Genomic DNA, 18,359 nt, shown 5'->3' on the forward strand with positions numbered 1-18,359 from the left:
AAATGTCCCGAGTAGGAAAAACGCCTGTGACCGTCCCCCAAGGTGTGGACGTGTCTATCAATAGCGCCCAAATCAGTGTCAAAGGTTCCGGCGGTACGCTGTCGGTGGCTGCCCATGCATTGGTGAAGGTTGTCAACGAAGCTGGTCAAGTGACTTTCACGCCAGTGGATGACTCTCGCGAAGCCAACGCCATGAGCGGTACTTTGCGTCAATTGGTCAACAACATGGTGACCGGTGTGACCAAAGGCTTCGAGAAGAAGTTGACTTTGGTGGGTGTGGGTTACAAAGCTGCTGCACAAGGTTCTAAATTGAACTTGGCAGTGGGTTTCTCTCACCCCGTCAACAAAGACATGCCTGAAGGTATCAAGGTTGAGACACCCGCTCCAACTGAGATCATCATCAAAGGTGCTGACCGCCAACGTGTGGGTCAGGTGGCCGCTGAGATTCGTGCAATTCGTCCCCCAGAGCCTTACAAAGGCAAGGGCATCCGTTATTCGGATGAGAAGATCACGATCAAAGAGACCAAGAAGAAATAAGGAGCTGCAAGATGTTGAACAAAAAAGAGCAGCGTCTCCGTCGTGCACGTCAAACTCGCATCCGCATTGCCAACCAAGGCGTGGCGCGTTTGATGGTCAACCGTACCAACTTGCACATCTACGCGACTGTGGTTTCCGCTTGCGGTACCAAGGTGGTGGCTACAGCTTCGACAGCCGAAGCCGATGTGCGCAAGCAACTCGGCGCAACTGGCAAAGGCGGCAACGTCAATGCAGCGCAAGTGATCGGCAAGTTGATTGCTGAGAAATCTAAAAAAGCTGGCGTTGAAAAAGTGGCGTTTGACCGTTCAGGTTTCGCATACCACGGTCGTGTCAAGGCTTTGGCCGACGCAGCCCGCGAAGCTGGCTTGCAGTTCTAATCGGATTGGAAATTACACATGGCTAAATTTCAAGCTAAAGCGCAGGGTGACGGTCCAGAAGACGGACTCCGCGAAAAAATGATCGCGGTCAACCGCGTTACCAAAGTGGTTAAGGGCGGCCGTATTCTCGGTTTCGCAGCTTTGACTGTGGTGGGTGACGGCGATGGCCGCGTGGGCATGGGCAAAGGCAAGTCGAAAGAAGTGCCAGCAGCTGTTCAAAAAGCGATGGAAGAAGCCCGTCGCAACATGACTAAAGTTACTTTGAAAAACGGCACGATTCACCACACGGTGCACGGTCGTCACGGTGCTGCCAACGTCATGATGATTCCTGCACCTAAGGGTACCGGCATCATCGCAGGCGGCCCTATGCGCGCTGTTTTCGAAGTGATGGGCATCACAGACATCGTGGCCAAGAGCCACGGCACATCGAACCCTTACAACATGGTTCGTGCAACGTTGGATGCTTTGAACAATTCAACTACGCCTGCAGAAGTTGCTGCTAAGCGTGGCAAGAATATCGAAGAAATCTTCGCCTAATTCCGGAGCATTCGATGAGCACCCCTCAAACTGTCAAGATCCAATTGGTGCGTAGCCCAATTGGCACAAAAGAATCGCACCGCGCCACCGTTCGTGGCTTGGGCTTGCGCAAACTGAATTCTGTGAGCGAGTTGCAAGACACGCCTGCAGTGCGCGGCATGATTAACAAGATCAGCTATCTGGTCAAAGTGCTGTAAAGGTTAAACATGGAACTCAATAACATCACCCACGCACCTGGCGCAAAACACGCCAAGCGTCGCGTTGGTCGCGGTATTGGCTCTGGCTTGGGTAAGACTGCTGGTCGCGGTCACAAAGGTCAAAAGTCACGTTCTGGCGGCTACCACAAGGTTGGTTTCGAAGGCGGTCAAATGCCTTTGCAACGCCGTTTGCCCAAGCGCGGCTTTAAGTCTGCTGCTTTGAAGTACAACGACGAAGTGACCTTAGCTGACTTGCAACAACTCGGCGCACCCGAAGTCGATATGTTGACATTGAAGGCCGCAGGCCTCGTGGCATCTATCGCTCGCGTGGTCAAAGTTGTGAAGACTGGCGAATTGACAAAAGCTGTCAAGCTCAATGGCATCGGCGCAACTGCCGGCGCTAAAGCTGCGATCGAAGCCGCTGGCGGCTCTGTCGCTTAAGCGATCGTCTCAATAGGAAAAGCGCTCCGTGGCTACTAAACCTACAACGATTGGCAACACCGACAAGTTCGGCGACCTGCGTCGCCGTCTGGTCTTCTTGCTGCTCGCCTTGGTGGTGTACCGCGTGGGTGCGCATATTCCAGTGCCCGGCATCAACCCTGAGCAATTGCAGCAATTGTTCAAGGGTCAGCAGGGCGGCATTTTGAGCTTGTTCAATATGTTCTCCGGTGGCGCGTTGTCACGCTTCACGGTGTTCGCATTGGGCATCATGCCTTACATCTCTGCATCGATCATCATGCAGCTGCTCACCTATGTGTTGCCCTCCTTGGAGCAACTCAAGAAAGAGGGCGAAGCAGGTCGTCGCAAGATCACTCAATACACACGTTTTGGCACGTTGGGCTTGGCTTTGTTCCAGTCCATGGGTATTGCCTTGGCGTTGGAAGCATCAGCCGGTTTGGTCAATGTGCCAGGCTTTGGTTTCCGCATGACAGCCATGGTTAGCTTGACCGCTGGCACCATGTTCCTGATGTGGTTAGGTGAACAAATCACTGAGCGTGGTTTGGGTAACGGTATCTCTATTCTGATTTTTGCTGGTATCGCAGCAGGCTTGCCCGGTTCTATCGGTGGTTTGCTTGAATTGGTGCGTACTGGCGCGATGAGCATTTTGGCTGCCATCATCATCGTGATCGTTGTGGCTTTGGTCACTTACTTCGTGGTGTTCGTGGAGCGCGGTCAACGCAAAATCTTGGTGAACTACGCGCGTCGCCAAGTGGGTAACAAGGTGTATGGCGGTCAATCGTCTCACTTGCCCTTGAAGTTGAACATGGCTGGCGTCATTCCTCCCATCTTCGCTTCGTCCATCATTCTCTTGCCCGCAACTGTGGTGAGCTGGTTCAGCTCTGGTGACAGCATGCGTTGGCTCAAGGATATTTCTGCAGCACTTGCACCCGGACAGCCTGTCTATGTGATGTTGTATGCAGCTGCGATTGTGTTTTTCTGCTTCTTTTACACCGCCTTGGTCTTCAACAGCCGAGAAACAGCGGATAATCTGAAGAAGAGCGGTGCATTTGTTCCCGGCATCCGTCCCGGTGATCACACCGCCAAATACATCGACAAAATTTTGGTTCGACTCACGCTTGCGGGCGCTGTCTACATCACCTTTGTGTGCTTGTTGCCTGAGTTCTTGATCTTGAAATACAACGTGCCTTTCTACTTCGGTGGTACATCGTTGCTGATCATTGTGGTGGTTACTATGGACTTCATGGCCCAAGTGCAAAACTACATGATGAGCCAGCAGTACGAATCGTTGCTGAAAAAGGCAAGTTTCAAAACAACGCTCTAACGAGCCAAGTCAGTAGTCGTGTTTCATGCCAATGAGGGCGTGAAATGAAATGAGTTTTAGGAGAGTGAAATGAGAGTTTCGGCTTCGGTCAAAAAAATTTGCCGCAACTGCAAAATCATCCGTCGCAAGGGTGTGGTTCGCGTGATCTGTACAGATCCCCGCCACAAACAGCGTCAAGGTTGATTGAACTGGTTTAAAGAGGACGCACATGGCACGTATCGCTGGCATTAATATTCCGCCGCACAAACACGCTGAAATCGGTTTGACATCGATTTTTGGTATTGGTCGCACACGCGCTCGCAAAATTTGCGAAGCATGTGGCATTGATTACGCAAAGAAGATCAAAGATCTGACCGACTCGGATTTGGAAAAAATCCGTGACGAGATCGCAGCCTTCACGATTGAAGGTGACTTGCGTCGCGAAACAACAATGAACATCAAGCGTTTGATGGACATTGGTTGCTACCGCGGCTTCCGTCACCGTCGTGGTCTGCCTATGCGTGGCCAACGTACGCGTACCAACGCTCGTACACGCAAGGGTCCGCGTAAAGCAGCCCAGTCGTTGAAGAAATAATAGGACTGAACAATGGCTAAATCTCCAAGCGGCGCAGCTTCACGCGTACGTAAAAAGGTTCGTAAGAACATTGCTGACGGCATCGCGCACGTGCACGCGTCGTTCAACAACACCATCATCACCATCACTGACCGCCAAGGCAATGCATTGTCTTGGGCTTCGTCAGGTGGTCAAGGTTTCAAGGGCTCACGCAAGTCCACACCTTTCGCAGCTCAAGTGGCTTCGGAAGTTGCTGGCCGCGCTGCCGTTGATCAAGGCATCAAGAACCTCGATGTCGAAATCAAAGGCCCAGGTCCTGGCCGTGAATCTTCAGTGCGCGCTTTGGCCGCATTGGGCATTCGCATCAACTCGATCGCTGACGTGACACCCGTGCCGCACAACGGCTGCCGTCCACAAAAGCGTCGTCGTATCTAAGCGTTTTTCGCTTTTTACTGTTAACCACAAGCCCACCGCCGCTGGCTAACCCCCAGCGGCTCCTCGCTTCTTGCGAGTAGCTGATAAAAAAGGAAATTCAAGTGGCACGTTACCTCGGCCCCAAGGCCAAACTCTCTCGCCGTGAAGGCACTGACTTGTTCTTGAAGAGCGCACGCCGCTCGATCGCAGACAAGTCTAAATTCGACACCAAGCCAGGCCAACACGGCCGCACTTCAGGTCAGCGCACGTCTGACTTCGGCTTGCAATTGCGCGAAAAACAAAAAGTCAAACGCATGTACGGTGTGTTGGAGCGTCAGTTCCGCCGTTACTTCGCAGCCGCTGACCGTCAAAAGGGCAATACAGGCGCTAACTTGTTGACCATCTTGGAAACACGTTTGGACAACGTTGTGTACCGCATGGGTTTCGGCTCTACACGTGCTGAAGCACGTCAGTTGGTGTCACACAAAGCCATCACTGTGAACGGTCAACAAGTCAACATCGCTTCTTACTTGGTGAAAGCCGGTGATGTGGTGGCTGTGCGTGAAAAGTCTAAAAAGCAAGGCCGCGTTTTAGAAGCTTTGGAATTGGCTAAACAAGTGGGCATGCCTGCTTGGGTGGAAGTCAATGCAGACAAAGCTGAAGGCGTGTTCAAGAAGACGCCAGACCGCGACGAATTCGCTGCAGACATCAACGAATCGCTGATCGTCGAACTTTACTCGCGTTAATCCTGGTTGAAGTTTTCAACCTAACGCACCCCACGCTGCCCGCTCGCGCAGCGTGGTCCAGACACCCAGCCTTACCGGTGTAACGAACCGGGGGTATTGAGAGGAAATCTGAATGCAAACGAACTTGCTGAAACCAAAAAATATTCACGTCGAGCAATTGGGCCACAACCGCGCCAAAGTGACTTTGGAGCCGTTTGAGCGTGGCTATGGCCACACGCTGGGTAATGCCCTGCGTCGCGTCTTGTTGTCATCCATGGTTGGCTATGCTGTGACTGAAGTCACCATCGCTGGCGTGGTGCACGAATACTCGTCGATCGACGGCGTGCAAGAAGACGTGGTCAACATTTTGTTGAACCTCAAAGGCGTTGTGTTCAAGATGCACAACCGCGATGAAGTTACTCTGAGCTTGCGCAAAGACGGCGAAGGTGCTGTGACTGCTGCAGACATCCAAGTGCCTCACGATGTTGAAATCATCAACCCTGAGCACGTGATTGCCAACTTGTCACAAGGTGGCAAGATCGACATTCAACTCAAAGTTGAAACAGGCCGTGGCTATGTGCCAGGTACTGTGCGTCGTTATGGCGAAGAGCCAAGCAAGTCCATCGGCCGTATCGTGTTGGACGCGGCGTTCTCTCCTGTGAGCCGCGTGAGCTACAGCGTTGAAAACGCACGTGTTGAACAACGTACTGACCTCGACCGTTTGGTCATGGAAATCGAAACCAACGGTGCGATTTCTGCTGAAGACGCTGTGCGTGCTTCGTCAAAGATTTTGGTCGAGCAACTGGCTGTGTTCGCTCAGTTGGAAGGCGACGCCATCAACAGCTTGATGAGCGCACCTACGGCAAGCAGCCAAACTTTCGACCCCATCTTGTTGCGCCCTGTCGACGAGTTGGAATTGACCGTTCGCTCTGCCAACTGCTTGAAAGCAGAAAACATCTACTACATCGGTGACCTGATTCAGCGCACTGAAAACGAGTTGCTCAAGACCCCTAACTTGGGTCGAAAGTCACTCAACGAAATCAAAGAAGTGCTCGCTTCACGCGGCTTGACTTTGGGCATGAAACTCGAAAGCTGGCCACCTGCCGGTTTAGAGCGTCGTTAATTCAAAACCACTGACTTTTAAAGTCCCCTGGCCGTACCTGATACGGCGGCCGGCAAAACATCAAAGGAAATCAAAATGCGTCACGGTCTCGGACTTCGCAAACTCAACCGCACCAGCTCACATCGTTTGGCGATGTTGCGCAACATGATGAATTCGCTCATCGAGCACGAAGCCATCAAAACAACTTTGCCAAAGGCCAAAGAACTGCGCCGCGTGATTGAGCCCATGATCACTTTGGCCAAAGAGCCTACCGTTGCAAACCGCCGCTTGGCCTTCGACCGCTTGCGCGATCGTGACAGCGTTGTGAAATTGTTCAACGAATTGGGTCCACGTTTCAAGACACGTCCAGGTGGTTACACCCGCATCTTGAAAATGGGTTTCCGCGTTGGCGACAACGCACCCATGGCTTATGTTGAATTGGTGGACCGCCCAGAAGTTTCTGAGGCTTCTTCTACCGAAACAGCCGCTTAATAGGTTATACTAATCCTCTTGACGCGCGATGGAGCAGCCTGGTAGCTCGTTGGGCTCATAACCCAAAGGTCGTAGGTTCAAATCCTACTCGCGCAACCACTTTAAAACGCCCGCTGAATTTATTCAGTGGGCGTTTTTCTTGGAAAATTCACACATGGAAATCAGCCGTGTCGAGGCCTTGTCGCAACGTATCGTGCAAAGCTATGCATGGGGTGATGCCGTTTGGCATGTGTGGGGCTCGATGAAGGCCTCTGCAGCGCCTACGAATGCCGATGTGGCCAATGGTGGTCATCAGCCCTTGCAACGTCCGCTCGTGCTGTTGCACGGCGGCTCCGGCAGCTGGACGCATTGGCTGCGCAATGTCGAGCATTTCGCCGAGCATCGTGAAGTCTGGGCACTAGACATTCCAGGTTTCGGAGATTCCAGTTTGCCAGCAGGCGTGACAGATGCGGATGGCTTGGTGCCTTACCTCGCAGACATTCTCACGCAATCATTTCATGGCCAAGCTGTCGATGTCCTGGGCTTCTCCTTTGGCGGCATGACAGCAGGATTGGTGGCTGCTGAATACCCTGCGCTGATTCGCCAGCTCATTTTGGTGGGCGCCCCAGGCTTGGGGCTGTTTGGCAAAGAGTTACCTATGCGAGGTATGACACCGAACATGGATAAGGCCGCCCAGCGCGATGTGCACAGACACAACCTGAACACCATGATGTTTGTTCATCCTGAGAGCGTGACAGAGGAAGTGATCGATTTGCAAGAAGCGAATGTGGCGCGCGATCGATTGCGCCGACGACGCATCGCGCGCACCCATGTCTTGGCCCAAGCCCAAACGCGGTGGGCGTGCCCAGTGCATGGCGTGTGGGCAGCGTCGGATGCTTTGTACAAAGACAACTTGATGCAAGTGCCACAAGTGCTTTCTCGCTTAACAACATTCAGCGTCGTGCCCAACGCCGGTCATTGGGTGATGTTTGAAAACCCACAAGCCTTCCATGCCGCTGTTGAACCTTTGCTAGGAGAATGAAGCCATGCTGTACAAATTCAAATCCAAAGCCACGGGCGACCTCATCATGCTGGAGCCTCAAGGAAAGCACATCCTCCAACTCATTGGCAAAGAGCCGGGCGCGAAAGGCATCATCTTGCCCAGTGAAATGATGGCTGCCATTGACGCCTTGAATGCGGCCGTCGCACAAGAAGAGCTGGCCATTCAAGCGGCGAAAGAGGCAAGCAAAAGTGATGGTGAAGTTAGTGCACCAGCAACTGATGGTCCGCGCACCATCAGTTTGAAACAACGCGTCGTGCCCTTCATCGACATGCTGCGTCGCGCACATGCCGAAGACAAAGAGGTTGTCTGGGGTGTTTGACAACGCGGGCAAGCCTCACGCCTACGAAGCGCTGACGCCCGATGTGGTGCTCGATGCGCTCTCCGATTTAGGGCTAGAGGTCGATGGTCGCCTCACGGCACTCAGCTCCTACGAAAACCGTGTTTATCAAGCGATGCTGGATGACAACAGCTCGGTGGTGGCCAAGTTTTACAGGCCAGAGCGTTGGAGCGATGCGCAAATCTTGGAAGAGCATAGTTTTGCGGCGGAGCTGATGGCTGAAGAAGTGCCTTTGGTGGGCCCCCTCAATTTACAAGGTAACACCTTGCACCACGCGCATGGATTTGCATTCAGTGTCAGTCCGCGTCGAGGTGGGCGCATGCCAGAACTAGACGATGCAGAAGTGTTGGAGTGGGTTGGGCGCTTCATCGCGCGTATTCATAACGTCGGAGCTCAGCAAAAATTTGAATCGCGTCCGACGCTGGATGTGAACACATTTGCCATCGATTCGCGCGACTGGCTGATCGAGCAGCGCATCATCCCCATGGATCAGCAAACCGAATGGCTGGCCGTGTGCAATCAAGCCATTGACATCGCACAAGAAAAATTCGCCGCGCATCCTGCGCTGCACATTCGCTTGCATGGTGACTGTCATCCCGGCAATATTTTGTGGACCCCCACAGAGCTGCCGAACGGTGGCCCACACTTTGTCGACCTTGACGATGCTCGCATGGGGCCCGCCATTCAAGACTTGTGGATGCTGCTCAGTGGCGAGCGTGCGCAACGTACGCAACAACTCTCCATGCTGTTAGATGGCTACGAGCAAATGCGTGAGCTCAATCGCAGCGAACTCGCACTGATTGAGCCCTTGCGCACGTTGCGATTGATCCACTACAGCGCGTGGCTGGCCAGACGCAAAGACGACCCCGCCTTTGCGCAGCACTTCTCATGGTTTGGCAGCAGCGACTATTGGGCGGGGCAAGCGCACATGCTGGTGGAGCAATGCGAAGCCATGCAAGAAGAACCGCTCTACATTTAACAGCCGAGCAAATCGGCTAATGCGTGCATGTCACGCGCATGCAAATCGTTGCCAGGCTGAGGCGATACATCTTTAGGCTGAGCCACACCAAACTCGAAAGGGCGCTCAATGTAGGCGGTGCGCAAGCCGCAAGCGCGAGCGCCCTGCAAGTCGTCATGGTGCGCTGCACACAGCATGACTTGGTGGGGTTGCAAGTCGAATGTCGAAGCCACACCCAGATAGGTCGCGGGGTCAGGCTTGTAGGCGCGGAACACCTCAGCGGACAACACACAGTCCCAAGGTAAACCTGCTCGCTTGGCCATGTTGGTGAGTAAACCGATATTGCCGTTTGAGAGTGAACAAATGGTGAATTTCTTTTTTAGCCTCAACAGGCCTGCCACGCTGTCTGGCCAAGCGTCTAAGCGGTGCCACACGCGATTGAGGTGAACGCGCTCAGCTTCGGATAAATGAGCCAAGCCAAATTTGGGTAACAAATCTTCCAGAATCAATCGGTGTAGATCGTCAATGCGTGTCCAGCCCAATTCGCCAGAGCGCACGCGAGTCATGGCCGGTTGATAGCCCGCACGCCAAGCCAAGGCAAATGCATTGGCATCCACCGACGGATACAACGCTTGTATCTCGCGCACGATGCTGCCGTGCCAATCAACCACGGTGCCAAAAATGTCAAAGGCCAACACCTGCGTGCTGGCCTTCAAGTCGTCTAAAGACGCGGGGTGGGGTGTGTCCATGTGTGTCATGGACCGTGTTTTACACCAAGAGTGCGTTCACCCGTTTCACATAGGCGGCAGGGTCTTCAGGCAAACCACCTTCAGCCAACAAGGCTTGGTCAAACAAGATGTGCGCCAAGTCGTTGAAATTGGGGTTGGCGTCGCCGCTGAGCTTCTTCACCAAGGCGTGCTCTGCATTCACTTCCAAGATAGGCTTCATCTCGGGGGCTTGCTGGCCAGCTTGTTTGAGCATGCGAGCAAGTTGCATCGACATGCCGTGGTCTTTCACCACCAAGCAAGCGGGGGAATCGACCAAGCGGGTGGTCACACGCACATCGTCGGCTTTGTCTTTCAGGGCTTCTTTGAGTTTTGCCAACACAGGCTTGAAAGCTTCTGCCGCATCTTCGGCTGCTTTCTTCTCTGCCTCATCTTGCAACTTGCCCAAGTCCACCGCGCCTTTGGCCACAGACTGCAATGGGGTGCCATCAAACTCGTGCACAAAGTTCAATGCCCACTCGTCCACGCGGTCGGTCATCAGCAACACCTCGATGCCCTTTTTGCGGAACACTTCGAGCTGTGGGCTGTTCTTGGCCGCAGCCAATGTGTCAGCGGTGATGTAGTAAATGGCCTCTTGGCCTTCTTTCATGCGAGCTTTGTAGTCGGCGAATGACACGCTCACGGCATCGGTAGAGGTGCTGGCAAAGCGCAGCAACTTGGCAATCTTGTCTTTGTTGGCAAAGTCTTCGCCCAAGCCTTCTTTGAGCACTGCGCCGAACTCAGCGTAGAACTGGCTGTACTTACCTTCTTTGGCTTTGTCTTCATCGCTCAAGACGTCCGTCACGCCATCGTCGCCAGCTACGGGCGCTTTGTCGTACTTGGCTAAGTCTTCGAGCACGGCCAACACGCGGCGTGTGTTGCCTTCGCGAATGGCTTTGACGTCGCGGCTTTCTTGCAGCAACTCGCGGCTCACGTTCAGTGGCAAGTCGGCTGAGTCCACCACGCCCTTGATGAAGCGCAGGTAAGAGGGCATCAAGGCCTCTGCGTCGTCCATGATGAACACGCGTTTCACGTACAGCTTCAAGCCCGCTTTCTTGTCGCGGTTGAACAAGTCCATCGGAGCCTTAGCGGGGATGTAAAGCAGCTGCGTGTATTCGGTGCTGCCTTCCACACGGTTGTGGCTCCAAGCCAAGGGTGCTTCAAAGTCGTGGCTAATGTGCTTGTAAAACTCTGCGTGCTGCTCTGCAGTCACATCTTTTTTGGGGCGTGCCCACAAAGCGTTGGCTTGGTTGACGGTTTCCCATTCGTCAGTCAGCACCATCTCGCCCGGCTGGTCGTTTTCGCCTTCTTTCCATTCTTCTTTGCGCATGCGGATGGGCAAAGAAATGTGGTCTGAGTATTTGTTGATGACGGCCTTGAGTTTCCAAGCGCTCAGGTATTCCTCGGCATCGTCACGCAAGTGCAAGATGATCTTGGTGCCGCGCTCGGCTTGGGTGATGGTTTCCACCTCAAAGTCGCCCGTGCCTGTGCTGCTCCAGCGCACGCCCTCTTCGGCCTTGAGGCCTGCACGGCGTGACTCCACCGTGATGCGGTCTGCCACGATGTAGCCTGAGTAAAAGCCCACACCAAACTGGCCAATCAAAGCGCCTTGGTCTTTGGCGTTGGCTTTGTCGTCACTGCTGAGCTTGCCCATGAACTCGCGTGTGCCGCTCTTGGCGATGGTGCCCAAGTGGGCAATGGCTTCCTCTTGACTCATGCCAATGCCGTTGTCGGCAATGGTCAAGGTGCGGGCTGCTTTGTCAAAGCTCACGCGCACTTCGAGTTCGGCATTGCCTTCAAACAGTGCATCGTTGTTCAGACCTTCATAGCGCAGCTTGTCGCACGCGTCCGAGGCGTTGGACACCAGCTCGCGCAAAAAGATTTCTTTGTTGGAATACAGCGAATGCGTCACCAAGTGCAAGAGTTGGGACACTTCGGCTTGGAATGCGTGGGTTTGTTTGGTCATGGTTTCAAAAACTAAATTACAAAAAACAACGCCCCGAGATGTGGGGCGTTGGCCTAGATTTCAAGAGGGGTTAAAAACGTTCATGTGCCCCAAGGTAGCGCCACTGCCCCGCAGGCAGTTGACCCAGCTGCACGCGCCCAATACGGATGCGCTTGAGGCCGACCACCTGAAGGCCCACTTGTTCGCACATGCGGCGAATTTGGCGCTTTTTGCCTTCGGTCAGTACAAAGCGGAGTTGCTCTGGGTTTTGCCATTCCACTTGTGCGCGCTTGAGGGGTTTGCCGTCTAGGCTCAATCCGTGGCGCAAGCGTTCGAGTTGGGCTTTGGGAAACACGGCTTGCACGTTGTTGGTCACGCGGTCGTGGTCGCCGATGGCGCTGAGTTGGTTGGCTCTGCCGCCATACGTGGCCGATGCGGCAGTGGCTGCGGCGGTGTTTTCGTGGCCGGTGTAGGTCACGCGCACCAAGTATTCTTTTTCCATCTCCGAGTCTTCGCCAATCAATTGGCGAGCCACTCGACCGTCTTGCGTCAACACCAACAAGCCCGTGGAGTCGATGTCGAGTCGGCCCGATGGGGCGAGGCTGCGCAGCTGGGTGGGCGAGAAGCGTCGCTTTGACGAGTCACCCGCCCAATGTGTGCGTGGGTTAATCAACATGATGGCAGGCTCATGCCCGTCTTCGGCTTGCCCGCTCACATAGCCCATGGGCTTGTGAAGCAGAACAGTGACTTGTGTGTCTTGGTGGCCTTTGGCGCGTGGGTCTACCTCTACGCGGTCTTTGGGGCCAACCTTCACGCCCATTTCGGCAGGGCGGCCATTGACCAACACCCAACCTTGCTCAATCCACGCATCGGCCTCGCGGCGTGAGCACAGGCCGAGTTCGGCCATGCGTTTGTTGAGGCGAATGAGTTCTGAGGGGGTGTCTGACATAAGGGGTGAATTTTAAGTGCCGCTGGCGCGTAAGGCCGCCAAATTCAGCACACGCATGCCGCCGTATTCAATGCGAATCGCGCCTTGTTCCTCTAGGCGGTTGAGCGCCACATTCACGCGCTGGCGCGACAAGCCCACCAGGTAGGCCAGCTCTTGCTGTGTGATGCGCAACACCTCACCGACACCAGGGTAGAGCGTGGGGTTAAACAGCGTAGCCAAGTTGCGTGCCACGCGTACATCGGGGTCGGTGGAGCGATCAATTTCACGCGCTTCGATGAATTGCGCTAAGCGTTCGTTGAGTTGGTTCATCACGAAACGGTTAAATCCAATCGAGTTGTCGAGCAGCCAATGAAACGTGTCCACAGGAATGCCCGCCACCACACTGTGTCGTAACGCCATGATGTTGTAGCGATAAGTCTCGCGCTTGATGGCAGTGCCTTCGCCAAACCAACCGCCAGGGGGCACGCCTGTGAAGGTGATTGTGCGGCCGCTGGCGCTGTCAGTGCTCATCTTCAGCAAGCCTTCCACCACGCCAAACCAAAAGGTGGCTTGACGGCCCATGCGACAGACATAGTCGCCAGGCATGGGGTCGCTCACCACCACTTGTGACTCGATGCGTTTGCGCTCGCTCGGCGTTAACAAAGCAAGCCATGGAATGGCCGCCAACTCTGTGGGCGTTGCACTGCGTCGGCGTTGGTAAACACTTGGGGGTTGTGCCATAAATGCTGATCAAGTCAAAAGTTTTATTGGGGTAATCACTTCTCAGTGTCTACCCTAGATTGTCGTCGAAACGACAACTTGGCGTCAAATGCGGGCCTACGATCGCGCCAACATCAGAAACGCGTCACGTATGCGTCATGGTTTTTTGTCGACACACAAAGCAAGGATTCGGAATGCAAACCACGTTCCCACGACTGTTACTCAAGCATGCCAGCGATCGCCCGCAAGCGCCCGCCATGCGCGAGAAGGAATACGGCATTTGGCAAACCATCACCTGGGCCGATATGGCCAAGATGGTGCAACACATGGCCTGCGGCTTGCATCAAGCCGGTTTGACACGCGGCGAGCATTTGGTGGTCATTGGCTCCAACCGCCCCCGCTTGTACGCCACCATGTTGGCTGCCCAATCGTTGGGCGCAATTCCAATTCCGCTGTACCAAGATGCGGCAGCGCCAGAGTGCGTGTTCCCGCTCAACAACGCCGAAGTGCGTTTTTGTGTGGTGGAAGACCAAGAGCAGGTGGACAAGTTGTTGGAGATTCGTGAGCAGTGCCCACAAATCGCCCACATCTTCTACGACGATCCTCGCGGTTTGCGCAAATACGACGAACCAGGCTTGGCCTCGCTCGAAGAGTTGTTGGCAGGCGGTGCGGTGTTTGCCAAGCAGCATCCAGACTTCTTCTTGGACGAAGTGGAAAAAGCACACCATGACGACGTGGGTGCGATGTTCTTCACCTCGGGTACCACGGGCAATCCCAAAGGCGTGGTGCACACACACAACTCCTTGATCAACCGTGCTGAAGCGGGCGCCTTGTTCGACAAGCTCACCTCACACGAAGATGTGTTGGCTTACTTGCCACCCGCTTGGATTGGTCAAAACATTTTCAGCTACGCCCAGTGGTTGTACTGCGGCTATGTGGTGAATTGCCCCGAGTCGGGCGCGACCGTCACCATCGACTTGAAAGAAGTCGGTCCCACGTACTACTTCGCGCCACCCCGCGTGTTTGAAGGCTTGCTGACCAGCGTGATGATTCGCATGGAAGATGCGGGCGCGATCAAGCGCGGCATGTTCCATTACTTCATGGACGTGGCTCGCAAATACGGCCCCAAAAAGATGGATGGCAAATCTGTCGGTTTGGTCGGCAGCTTGCTCTACACCTTGGGTAACTTTTTTGTGTACGGCCCACTTCGCAACAACCTCGGTATGAGCCGTGTGCGTGTGGCTTACACAGCGGGTGAGGCGATTGGTCCCGACCTCTTCACTTTCTACCGCTCGATTGGCGTGAACTTGAAGCAGCTCTACGGTTCTACCGAAACAGCGGTGTTCGTCTGCTTGCAGCCGGACCACGAAGCGCGTGCCGACACGGTGGGTGTGCCTTGCTCCGGTGTGGAAATCAAAGTGGCCGACAACGGCGAAATCTTGGTCAAGTCGCCTGGCTTGCTCAAGGGCTATTACAAGAATGACAAGGCCACCGAAGAAGTGCTCACTGCCGACGGCTGGTACCACACCAGCGATGCAGGCTTCATTGATGCACATGGCCACTTGAAAATCATTGACCGCGTCAAAGACGTGGGCCGCATCAAAGGTGGTGCCAACGATGGCGCCATGTTCGCGCCCAAGTACGTCGAGAACAAACTCAAGTTCTTCCCGCACATCAAAGAAGTGGTGGCCTATGGCGACCAACGCGAAAAAGTGTGCGTGATGATCAACATCGACATCGAAGCCGTGGGCAACTGGGCTGAGCGTCGCAACTTGCCTTATGCGGGCTACACCGATTTGGCGCAAAAACCAGAGGTGTACTCACTCATCAAAGAATGCGTTGAAAAAGTCAACGCCGATTTGGCGGCAGACGAGTTGTTGGCCGGTAGCCAAGTGAGCCGCTTCCTCGTGTTGCACAAAGAACTCGATGCGGACGATGGCGAACTCACCCGTACCAACAAAGTGCGTCGCGGCTTCATCGCCGAGAAGTACGAGCCTCTGGTCACCGCGCTGTACAACGGTGCGACCGAGCAATTCATTGAAACCCAAGTGAAGTTTGAAGATGGCCGTACAGGCAGCGTCAGTGCAACGCTCAAACTGTCTGACACCAAAACCTTCGCACCCGTGGGGAAAGCAGCATGAGCAAGAAAATCGGTGACGTCATCCTCGACGTCAAAAACATCAGTTTGCGTTTCGGTGGCGTCAAGGCGCTGACCGATATTTCCTTCAACGTCAAAGAACACGAAGTACGCGCCATCATTGGCCCCAACGGTGCGGGTAAGAGCTCGATGCTCAACTGCATCAACGGCGTGTACACGCCGTCTGAAGGTTCGATCACCTTCCGTGGGCAGAAGTTTGACCACATGGACAGCCACCAAGTGGCCACCATGGGTATTGCGCGCACCTTCCAAAACTTGGCCTTGTTCAAAGGCATGAGCGTGCTCGACAACATCATGACCGGACGCAACCTGCGCATGAAGAGCAACATCCTCATGCAAGCCTTGCGCATTGGACCCGCTGAGCAAGAAGAAATTCGCCATCGCGAAAAGGTTGAACGCATCATCGACTTTTTGGAAATCCAAGCCTTCCGCAAAACACCCGTGGGTCAATTGCCCTACGGTTTGCAAAAGCGTGTGGACTTGGGTCGTGCATTGGCCCTCGAGCCACAAGTCTTGTTGCTTGACGAACCTATGGCCGGTATGAACGTGGAAGAGAAGCAAGACATGTGTCGCTTCATCTTGGACGTGAACGACGAATTTGGTACCACCATCGTGTTGATCGAACACGACATGGGCGTGGTGATGGACATTTCTGATCGCGTGGTCGTGCTCGACTACGGCAAGAAGATCGGCGACGGCACCCCCGATGAGGTGCGCAACAACGAGGAAGTCATCAGTGCTTACCTCGGCACTTCACACTAAGGACAAGAACATGGCATTTTTTCTTGAAACCCTTTTTGGCGGCTTGATGGCCGGCATGTTGTATTCGCTGGTGGCCTTGGGCTTCGTGCTGATTTACAAAGCCTCAGGCGTGTTCAACTTTGCGCAAGGTGCGATGGTGTTGTTCGCCGCGTTGGCTATGGCCCGCTTTGGCGAGTGGATCCCTGCACTCACAGGCATCGACAACTTCTTCCTCGTCAACTTGCTCGCCTTCGCCGGCGCAGCGGCGGTGATGTTCATCGTAGCTTGGGTGGTGGAGTATTTGGTGTTGCGTCACTTGGTTAACCAAGAAGGCACCACCTTGTTGATGGCCACGTTGGGCATCACTTACTTCCTCGATGGTTTGGGTCAATCCATCTTCGGTAGCGACATTTACAAGATTGATGTGGGCATGCCCAAAGAGCCGCTCATGTTGTTCGAGTCGATGTTTGAAGGCGGCATCATGATCAACCAAGAAGACTTGGTGGCTGCGGTGATCGCGGCAGCTTTGGTGGCCTTGCTCAGCGTGTTCTTCCAAAAAACCACTACGGGTCGTGCCTTGCGCGCAGTGGCTGATGACCATCAAGCGGCGCAGTCGATTGGTATTCCTTTGAACCGCATCTGGGTCATCGTTTGGTGCGTGGCCGGTGTGGTGGCCTTGGTGGCCGGCATGATTTGGGGCTCTAAGTTGGGCGTGCAGTTCTCACTCTCCACCGTGGCTTTGCGTGCTTTGCCTGTGGTGATTTTGGGTGGTCTGACCTCTGTGCCTGGCGCCATTATTGGCGGCTTGATCATCGGCGTCGGTGAGAAGTTGTCTGAAGTGTTCCTCGGCCCATCGGTGGGCGGCGGTATCGAAATTTGGTTTGCGTATGTTCTGGCTTTGGGCTTCTTGTTGGTTCGTCCACAAGGCTTGTTTGGCGAGAAGATCATCGACCGCGTGTAAGGAAAAGAATCATGTTTTACAGAGAAAACGGTCAATTCAAAACGACTTACAAGGAAGATCAACAGATCTTCCCGATCACGCAAGACCGCATTGGTGTTTTGCTGCTCATCGCGTTTGCATTCATTGGCGTGCCAGCGCTTGCCGATGAGTACATGTTGCGCGCGATTTTGATTCCTTTCCTCATCTTGTCGCTCGCTGCTTTGGGCGTGAACATCTTGGTGGGCTATTGCGGTCAAATTTCTTTGGGCTCTGGAGCCTTCATGGCCGTGGGTGCTTATGCCGCATACAACTTCTTTGTGCGCATTGAAGGTATGCCTTTGATCGTGTGCTTGCTGATGGGCGGCTTCTTTGCCACCTTGGTCGGTATGTTCTTTGGCATCCCAAGCTTGCGTGTGAAAGGCCTGTATTTGGCCGTGGCCACGTTGGCGGCTCAGTTCTTCTGCGATTGGGCGTTCTTGCGCATCAAGTGGTTCACCAACGACTCTGCCTCTGGCACAGCCTCGGTGTCTGACTTGCAAGTTTTCGGCATGTCCATCAACACACCTTACGAAAAATACACCTTCTGCTTGGTGTTCTTGGTGGTGTTCGGTTTGCTAGCCAAAAACTTAGTACGCAGCGCCATTGGCCGTGAGTGGATGGCCATCCGTGACATGGACGTGGCGGCTGCTGTGATCGGTATTCGCCCCATGTACGCCAAGCTCAGCGCGTTTGCTGTGAGCTCGTTCATTGTGGGTGTGGCTGGTGCTTTGTGGGCATTCGTTTATCTGGGTTCATGGGAGCCAGCCGCGTTCTCTGTGGATCGTTCGTTCCAACTGTTGTTCATGGTCATCTTGGGCGGCATGGGCTCCATCATGGGTAGCTTCTTTGGTGCTGCGTTCATTGTGGTGCTGCCAATCATCATTAACTTGGTGTTGCCATCCCTGGGTGCATTGGTCGGCGTCGAGGTCAGCACCGCGGCTTTGACACACGCCGAGCAAATGATCTTCGGTGCTTTGATCGTATGGTTCTTGATTGTTGAGCCTCATGGCTTGGCCAAGTTGTGGAGTGTGGGTAAGCAAAAGCTGCGTTTGTGGCCTTTCCCTCACTGAG

At 54.2% G+C, this 18,359-nt stretch carries 23 protein-coding genes and 1 tRNA gene; 20 read left to right on the plus strand and 4 right to left on the minus strand.

Annotation, left to right across the window (positions count from 1 at the left end):
* Positions 1-2: 2 nt before the first annotated feature.
* The 16 genes from rplF (at position 3) to QMG27_RS01135 (ending at position 9,074) form a co-directional block, all read left to right on the plus strand.
* Positions 3-536, plus strand: coding sequence for a 50S ribosomal protein L6 (gene rplF, locus QMG27_RS01060; RefSeq protein WP_281812275.1), 534 nt, complete (start codon positions 3-5; stop codon positions 534-536).
* An 11-nt stretch (positions 537-547) separates the two neighbouring features.
* Entirely contained in the window at positions 548-913 is a 366-nt protein-coding gene (gene rplR / locus QMG27_RS01065; RefSeq protein ID WP_281812277.1) for a 50S ribosomal protein L18, read from the plus strand.
* 18 nt (positions 914-931) lie between these two features.
* Positions 932-1,450, plus strand: coding sequence for a 30S ribosomal protein S5 (rpsE, locus tag QMG27_RS01070; protein ID WP_108283425.1), 519 nt, complete (start codon positions 932-934; stop codon positions 1,448-1,450).
* Positions 1,451-1,464: 14 nt separating this feature from the next.
* On the plus strand, positions 1,465-1,647 hold the full coding sequence (gene rpmD, locus QMG27_RS01075) for a 50S ribosomal protein L30 (RefSeq protein WP_281812280.1): 183 nt from the start codon (positions 1,465-1,467) through the stop codon (positions 1,645-1,647).
* Positions 1,648-1,656: 9 nt separating this feature from the next.
* The gene (gene rplO / locus QMG27_RS01080; RefSeq protein ID WP_281812282.1) at positions 1,657-2,088 is read left to right on the plus strand and encodes a 50S ribosomal protein L15; all 432 of its coding nucleotides are present in this window, start codon (positions 1,657-1,659) and stop codon (positions 2,086-2,088) included.
* Positions 2,089-2,116: 28 nt separating this feature from the next.
* On the plus strand, positions 2,117-3,430 hold the full coding sequence (secY, locus tag QMG27_RS01085; protein ID WP_281812284.1) for a preprotein translocase subunit SecY: 1,314 nt from the start codon (positions 2,117-2,119) through the stop codon (positions 3,428-3,430).
* Between the two features lie 69 nt (positions 3,431-3,499).
* Entirely contained in the window at positions 3,500-3,613 is a 114-nt protein-coding gene (gene rpmJ, locus QMG27_RS01090) for a 50S ribosomal protein L36 (protein ID WP_011481465.1), read from the plus strand.
* A 25-nt stretch (positions 3,614-3,638) separates the two neighbouring features.
* Positions 3,639-4,004 (plus strand): 30S ribosomal protein S13, encoded by a 366-nt coding sequence (gene rpsM, locus QMG27_RS01095; protein ID WP_281812286.1) that lies wholly within the window; start codon positions 3,639-3,641, stop codon positions 4,002-4,004.
* Positions 4,005-4,016: 12 nt separating this feature from the next.
* A complete protein-coding gene (gene rpsK, locus QMG27_RS01100) occupies positions 4,017-4,418 on the plus strand; it encodes a 30S ribosomal protein S11 (protein WP_100133809.1) in 402 nt (133 codons plus the stop codon).
* Between the two features lie 101 nt (positions 4,419-4,519).
* On the plus strand, positions 4,520-5,143 hold the full coding sequence (gene rpsD, locus QMG27_RS01105; protein WP_281812288.1) for a 30S ribosomal protein S4: 624 nt from the start codon (positions 4,520-4,522) through the stop codon (positions 5,141-5,143).
* A gap of 112 nt (positions 5,144-5,255) precedes the next feature.
* Positions 5,256-6,245, plus strand: coding sequence for a DNA-directed RNA polymerase subunit alpha (gene rpoA, locus QMG27_RS01110; RefSeq protein WP_281812290.1), 990 nt, complete (start codon positions 5,256-5,258; stop codon positions 6,243-6,245).
* Between the two features lie 75 nt (positions 6,246-6,320).
* Complete coding sequence (gene rplQ, locus QMG27_RS01115) at positions 6,321-6,716, plus strand: 50S ribosomal protein L17 (protein ID WP_281812292.1); 396 nt, start codon at positions 6,321-6,323, stop codon at positions 6,714-6,716.
* A 22-nt stretch (positions 6,717-6,738) separates the two neighbouring features.
* A tRNA-Met gene (locus QMG27_RS01120) sits at positions 6,739-6,815 on the plus strand.
* Between the two features lie 55 nt (positions 6,816-6,870).
* On the plus strand, positions 6,871-7,737 hold the full coding sequence (locus tag QMG27_RS01125) for an alpha/beta hydrolase (RefSeq protein WP_281812294.1): 867 nt from the start codon (positions 6,871-6,873) through the stop codon (positions 7,735-7,737).
* Positions 7,738-7,741: 4 nt separating this feature from the next.
* Positions 7,742-8,077 carry a DUF1840 domain-containing protein gene (locus QMG27_RS01130; protein WP_281812296.1) on the plus strand — a complete coding sequence of 112 codons (336 nt, stop codon included), beginning with the start codon at positions 7,742-7,744 and terminating at the stop codon, positions 8,075-8,077.
* A complete protein-coding gene (locus QMG27_RS01135) occupies positions 8,070-9,074 on the plus strand; it encodes a serine/threonine protein kinase (RefSeq protein ID WP_281812298.1) in 1,005 nt (334 codons plus the stop codon). The genes QMG27_RS01130 and QMG27_RS01135 overlap by 8 nt, the downstream gene beginning before the upstream one ends.
* Here QMG27_RS01135 and QMG27_RS01140 read toward each other — a convergent pair.
* The 4 genes from QMG27_RS01140 to QMG27_RS01155 form a co-directional block, all read right to left on the minus strand.
* Positions 9,071-9,802: a haloacid dehalogenase type II gene (locus QMG27_RS01140; RefSeq protein ID WP_281812301.1), complete on the minus strand. Its 732-nt coding sequence runs from the start codon at positions 9,800-9,802 to the stop codon at positions 9,071-9,073. The two genes, QMG27_RS01135 and QMG27_RS01140, sit on opposite strands and share 4 nt — an antisense overlap.
* A 19-nt stretch (positions 9,803-9,821) precedes the next feature.
* On the minus strand, positions 9,822-11,783 hold the full coding sequence (gene htpG / locus QMG27_RS01145; RefSeq protein WP_281812303.1) for a molecular chaperone HtpG: 1,962 nt from the start codon (positions 11,781-11,783) through the stop codon (positions 9,822-9,824).
* Positions 11,784-11,853: 70 nt separating this feature from the next.
* Positions 11,854-12,711 carry a pseudouridine synthase gene (locus QMG27_RS01150; RefSeq protein WP_281812305.1) on the minus strand — a complete coding sequence of 286 codons (858 nt, stop codon included), beginning with the start codon at positions 12,709-12,711 and terminating at the stop codon, positions 11,854-11,856.
* Positions 12,712-12,723: 12 nt separating this feature from the next.
* Positions 12,724-13,431 carry a Crp/Fnr family transcriptional regulator gene (locus tag QMG27_RS01155; RefSeq protein WP_281812307.1) on the minus strand — a complete coding sequence of 236 codons (708 nt, stop codon included), beginning with the start codon at positions 13,429-13,431 and terminating at the stop codon, positions 12,724-12,726.
* A gap of 173 nt (positions 13,432-13,604) precedes the next feature.
* Between QMG27_RS01155 and QMG27_RS01160 the strand changes: the two genes are divergently transcribed.
* From QMG27_RS01160 to QMG27_RS01175, 4 genes are read left to right on the plus strand one after another with little or no spacing between them, the layout of a single operon-like run.
* Positions 13,605-15,551 (plus strand): AMP-binding protein, encoded by a 1,947-nt coding sequence (locus tag QMG27_RS01160; protein ID WP_281812309.1) that lies wholly within the window; start codon positions 13,605-13,607, stop codon positions 15,549-15,551.
* Positions 15,548-16,330 carry an ABC transporter ATP-binding protein gene (locus QMG27_RS01165; protein ID WP_281812311.1) on the plus strand — a complete coding sequence of 261 codons (783 nt, stop codon included), beginning with the start codon at positions 15,548-15,550 and terminating at the stop codon, positions 16,328-16,330. Before QMG27_RS01160 ends, QMG27_RS01165 begins: the two co-directional genes overlap by 4 nt.
* A gap of 10 nt (positions 16,331-16,340) precedes the next feature.
* Complete coding sequence (locus QMG27_RS01170) at positions 16,341-17,270, plus strand: branched-chain amino acid ABC transporter permease (protein ID WP_281812313.1); 930 nt, start codon at positions 16,341-16,343, stop codon at positions 17,268-17,270.
* Positions 17,271-17,281: 11 nt separating this feature from the next.
* Positions 17,282-18,358 (plus strand): branched-chain amino acid ABC transporter permease, encoded by a 1,077-nt coding sequence (locus QMG27_RS01175; protein ID WP_281812315.1) that lies wholly within the window; start codon positions 17,282-17,284, stop codon positions 18,356-18,358.
* Position 18,359: the final 1 nt, after the last annotated feature.

The organism is Limnohabitans sp. MORI2, from assembly GCF_027925025.1.
Lineage (GTDB): Bacteria > Pseudomonadota > Gammaproteobacteria > Burkholderiales > Burkholderiaceae_C > Limnohabitans.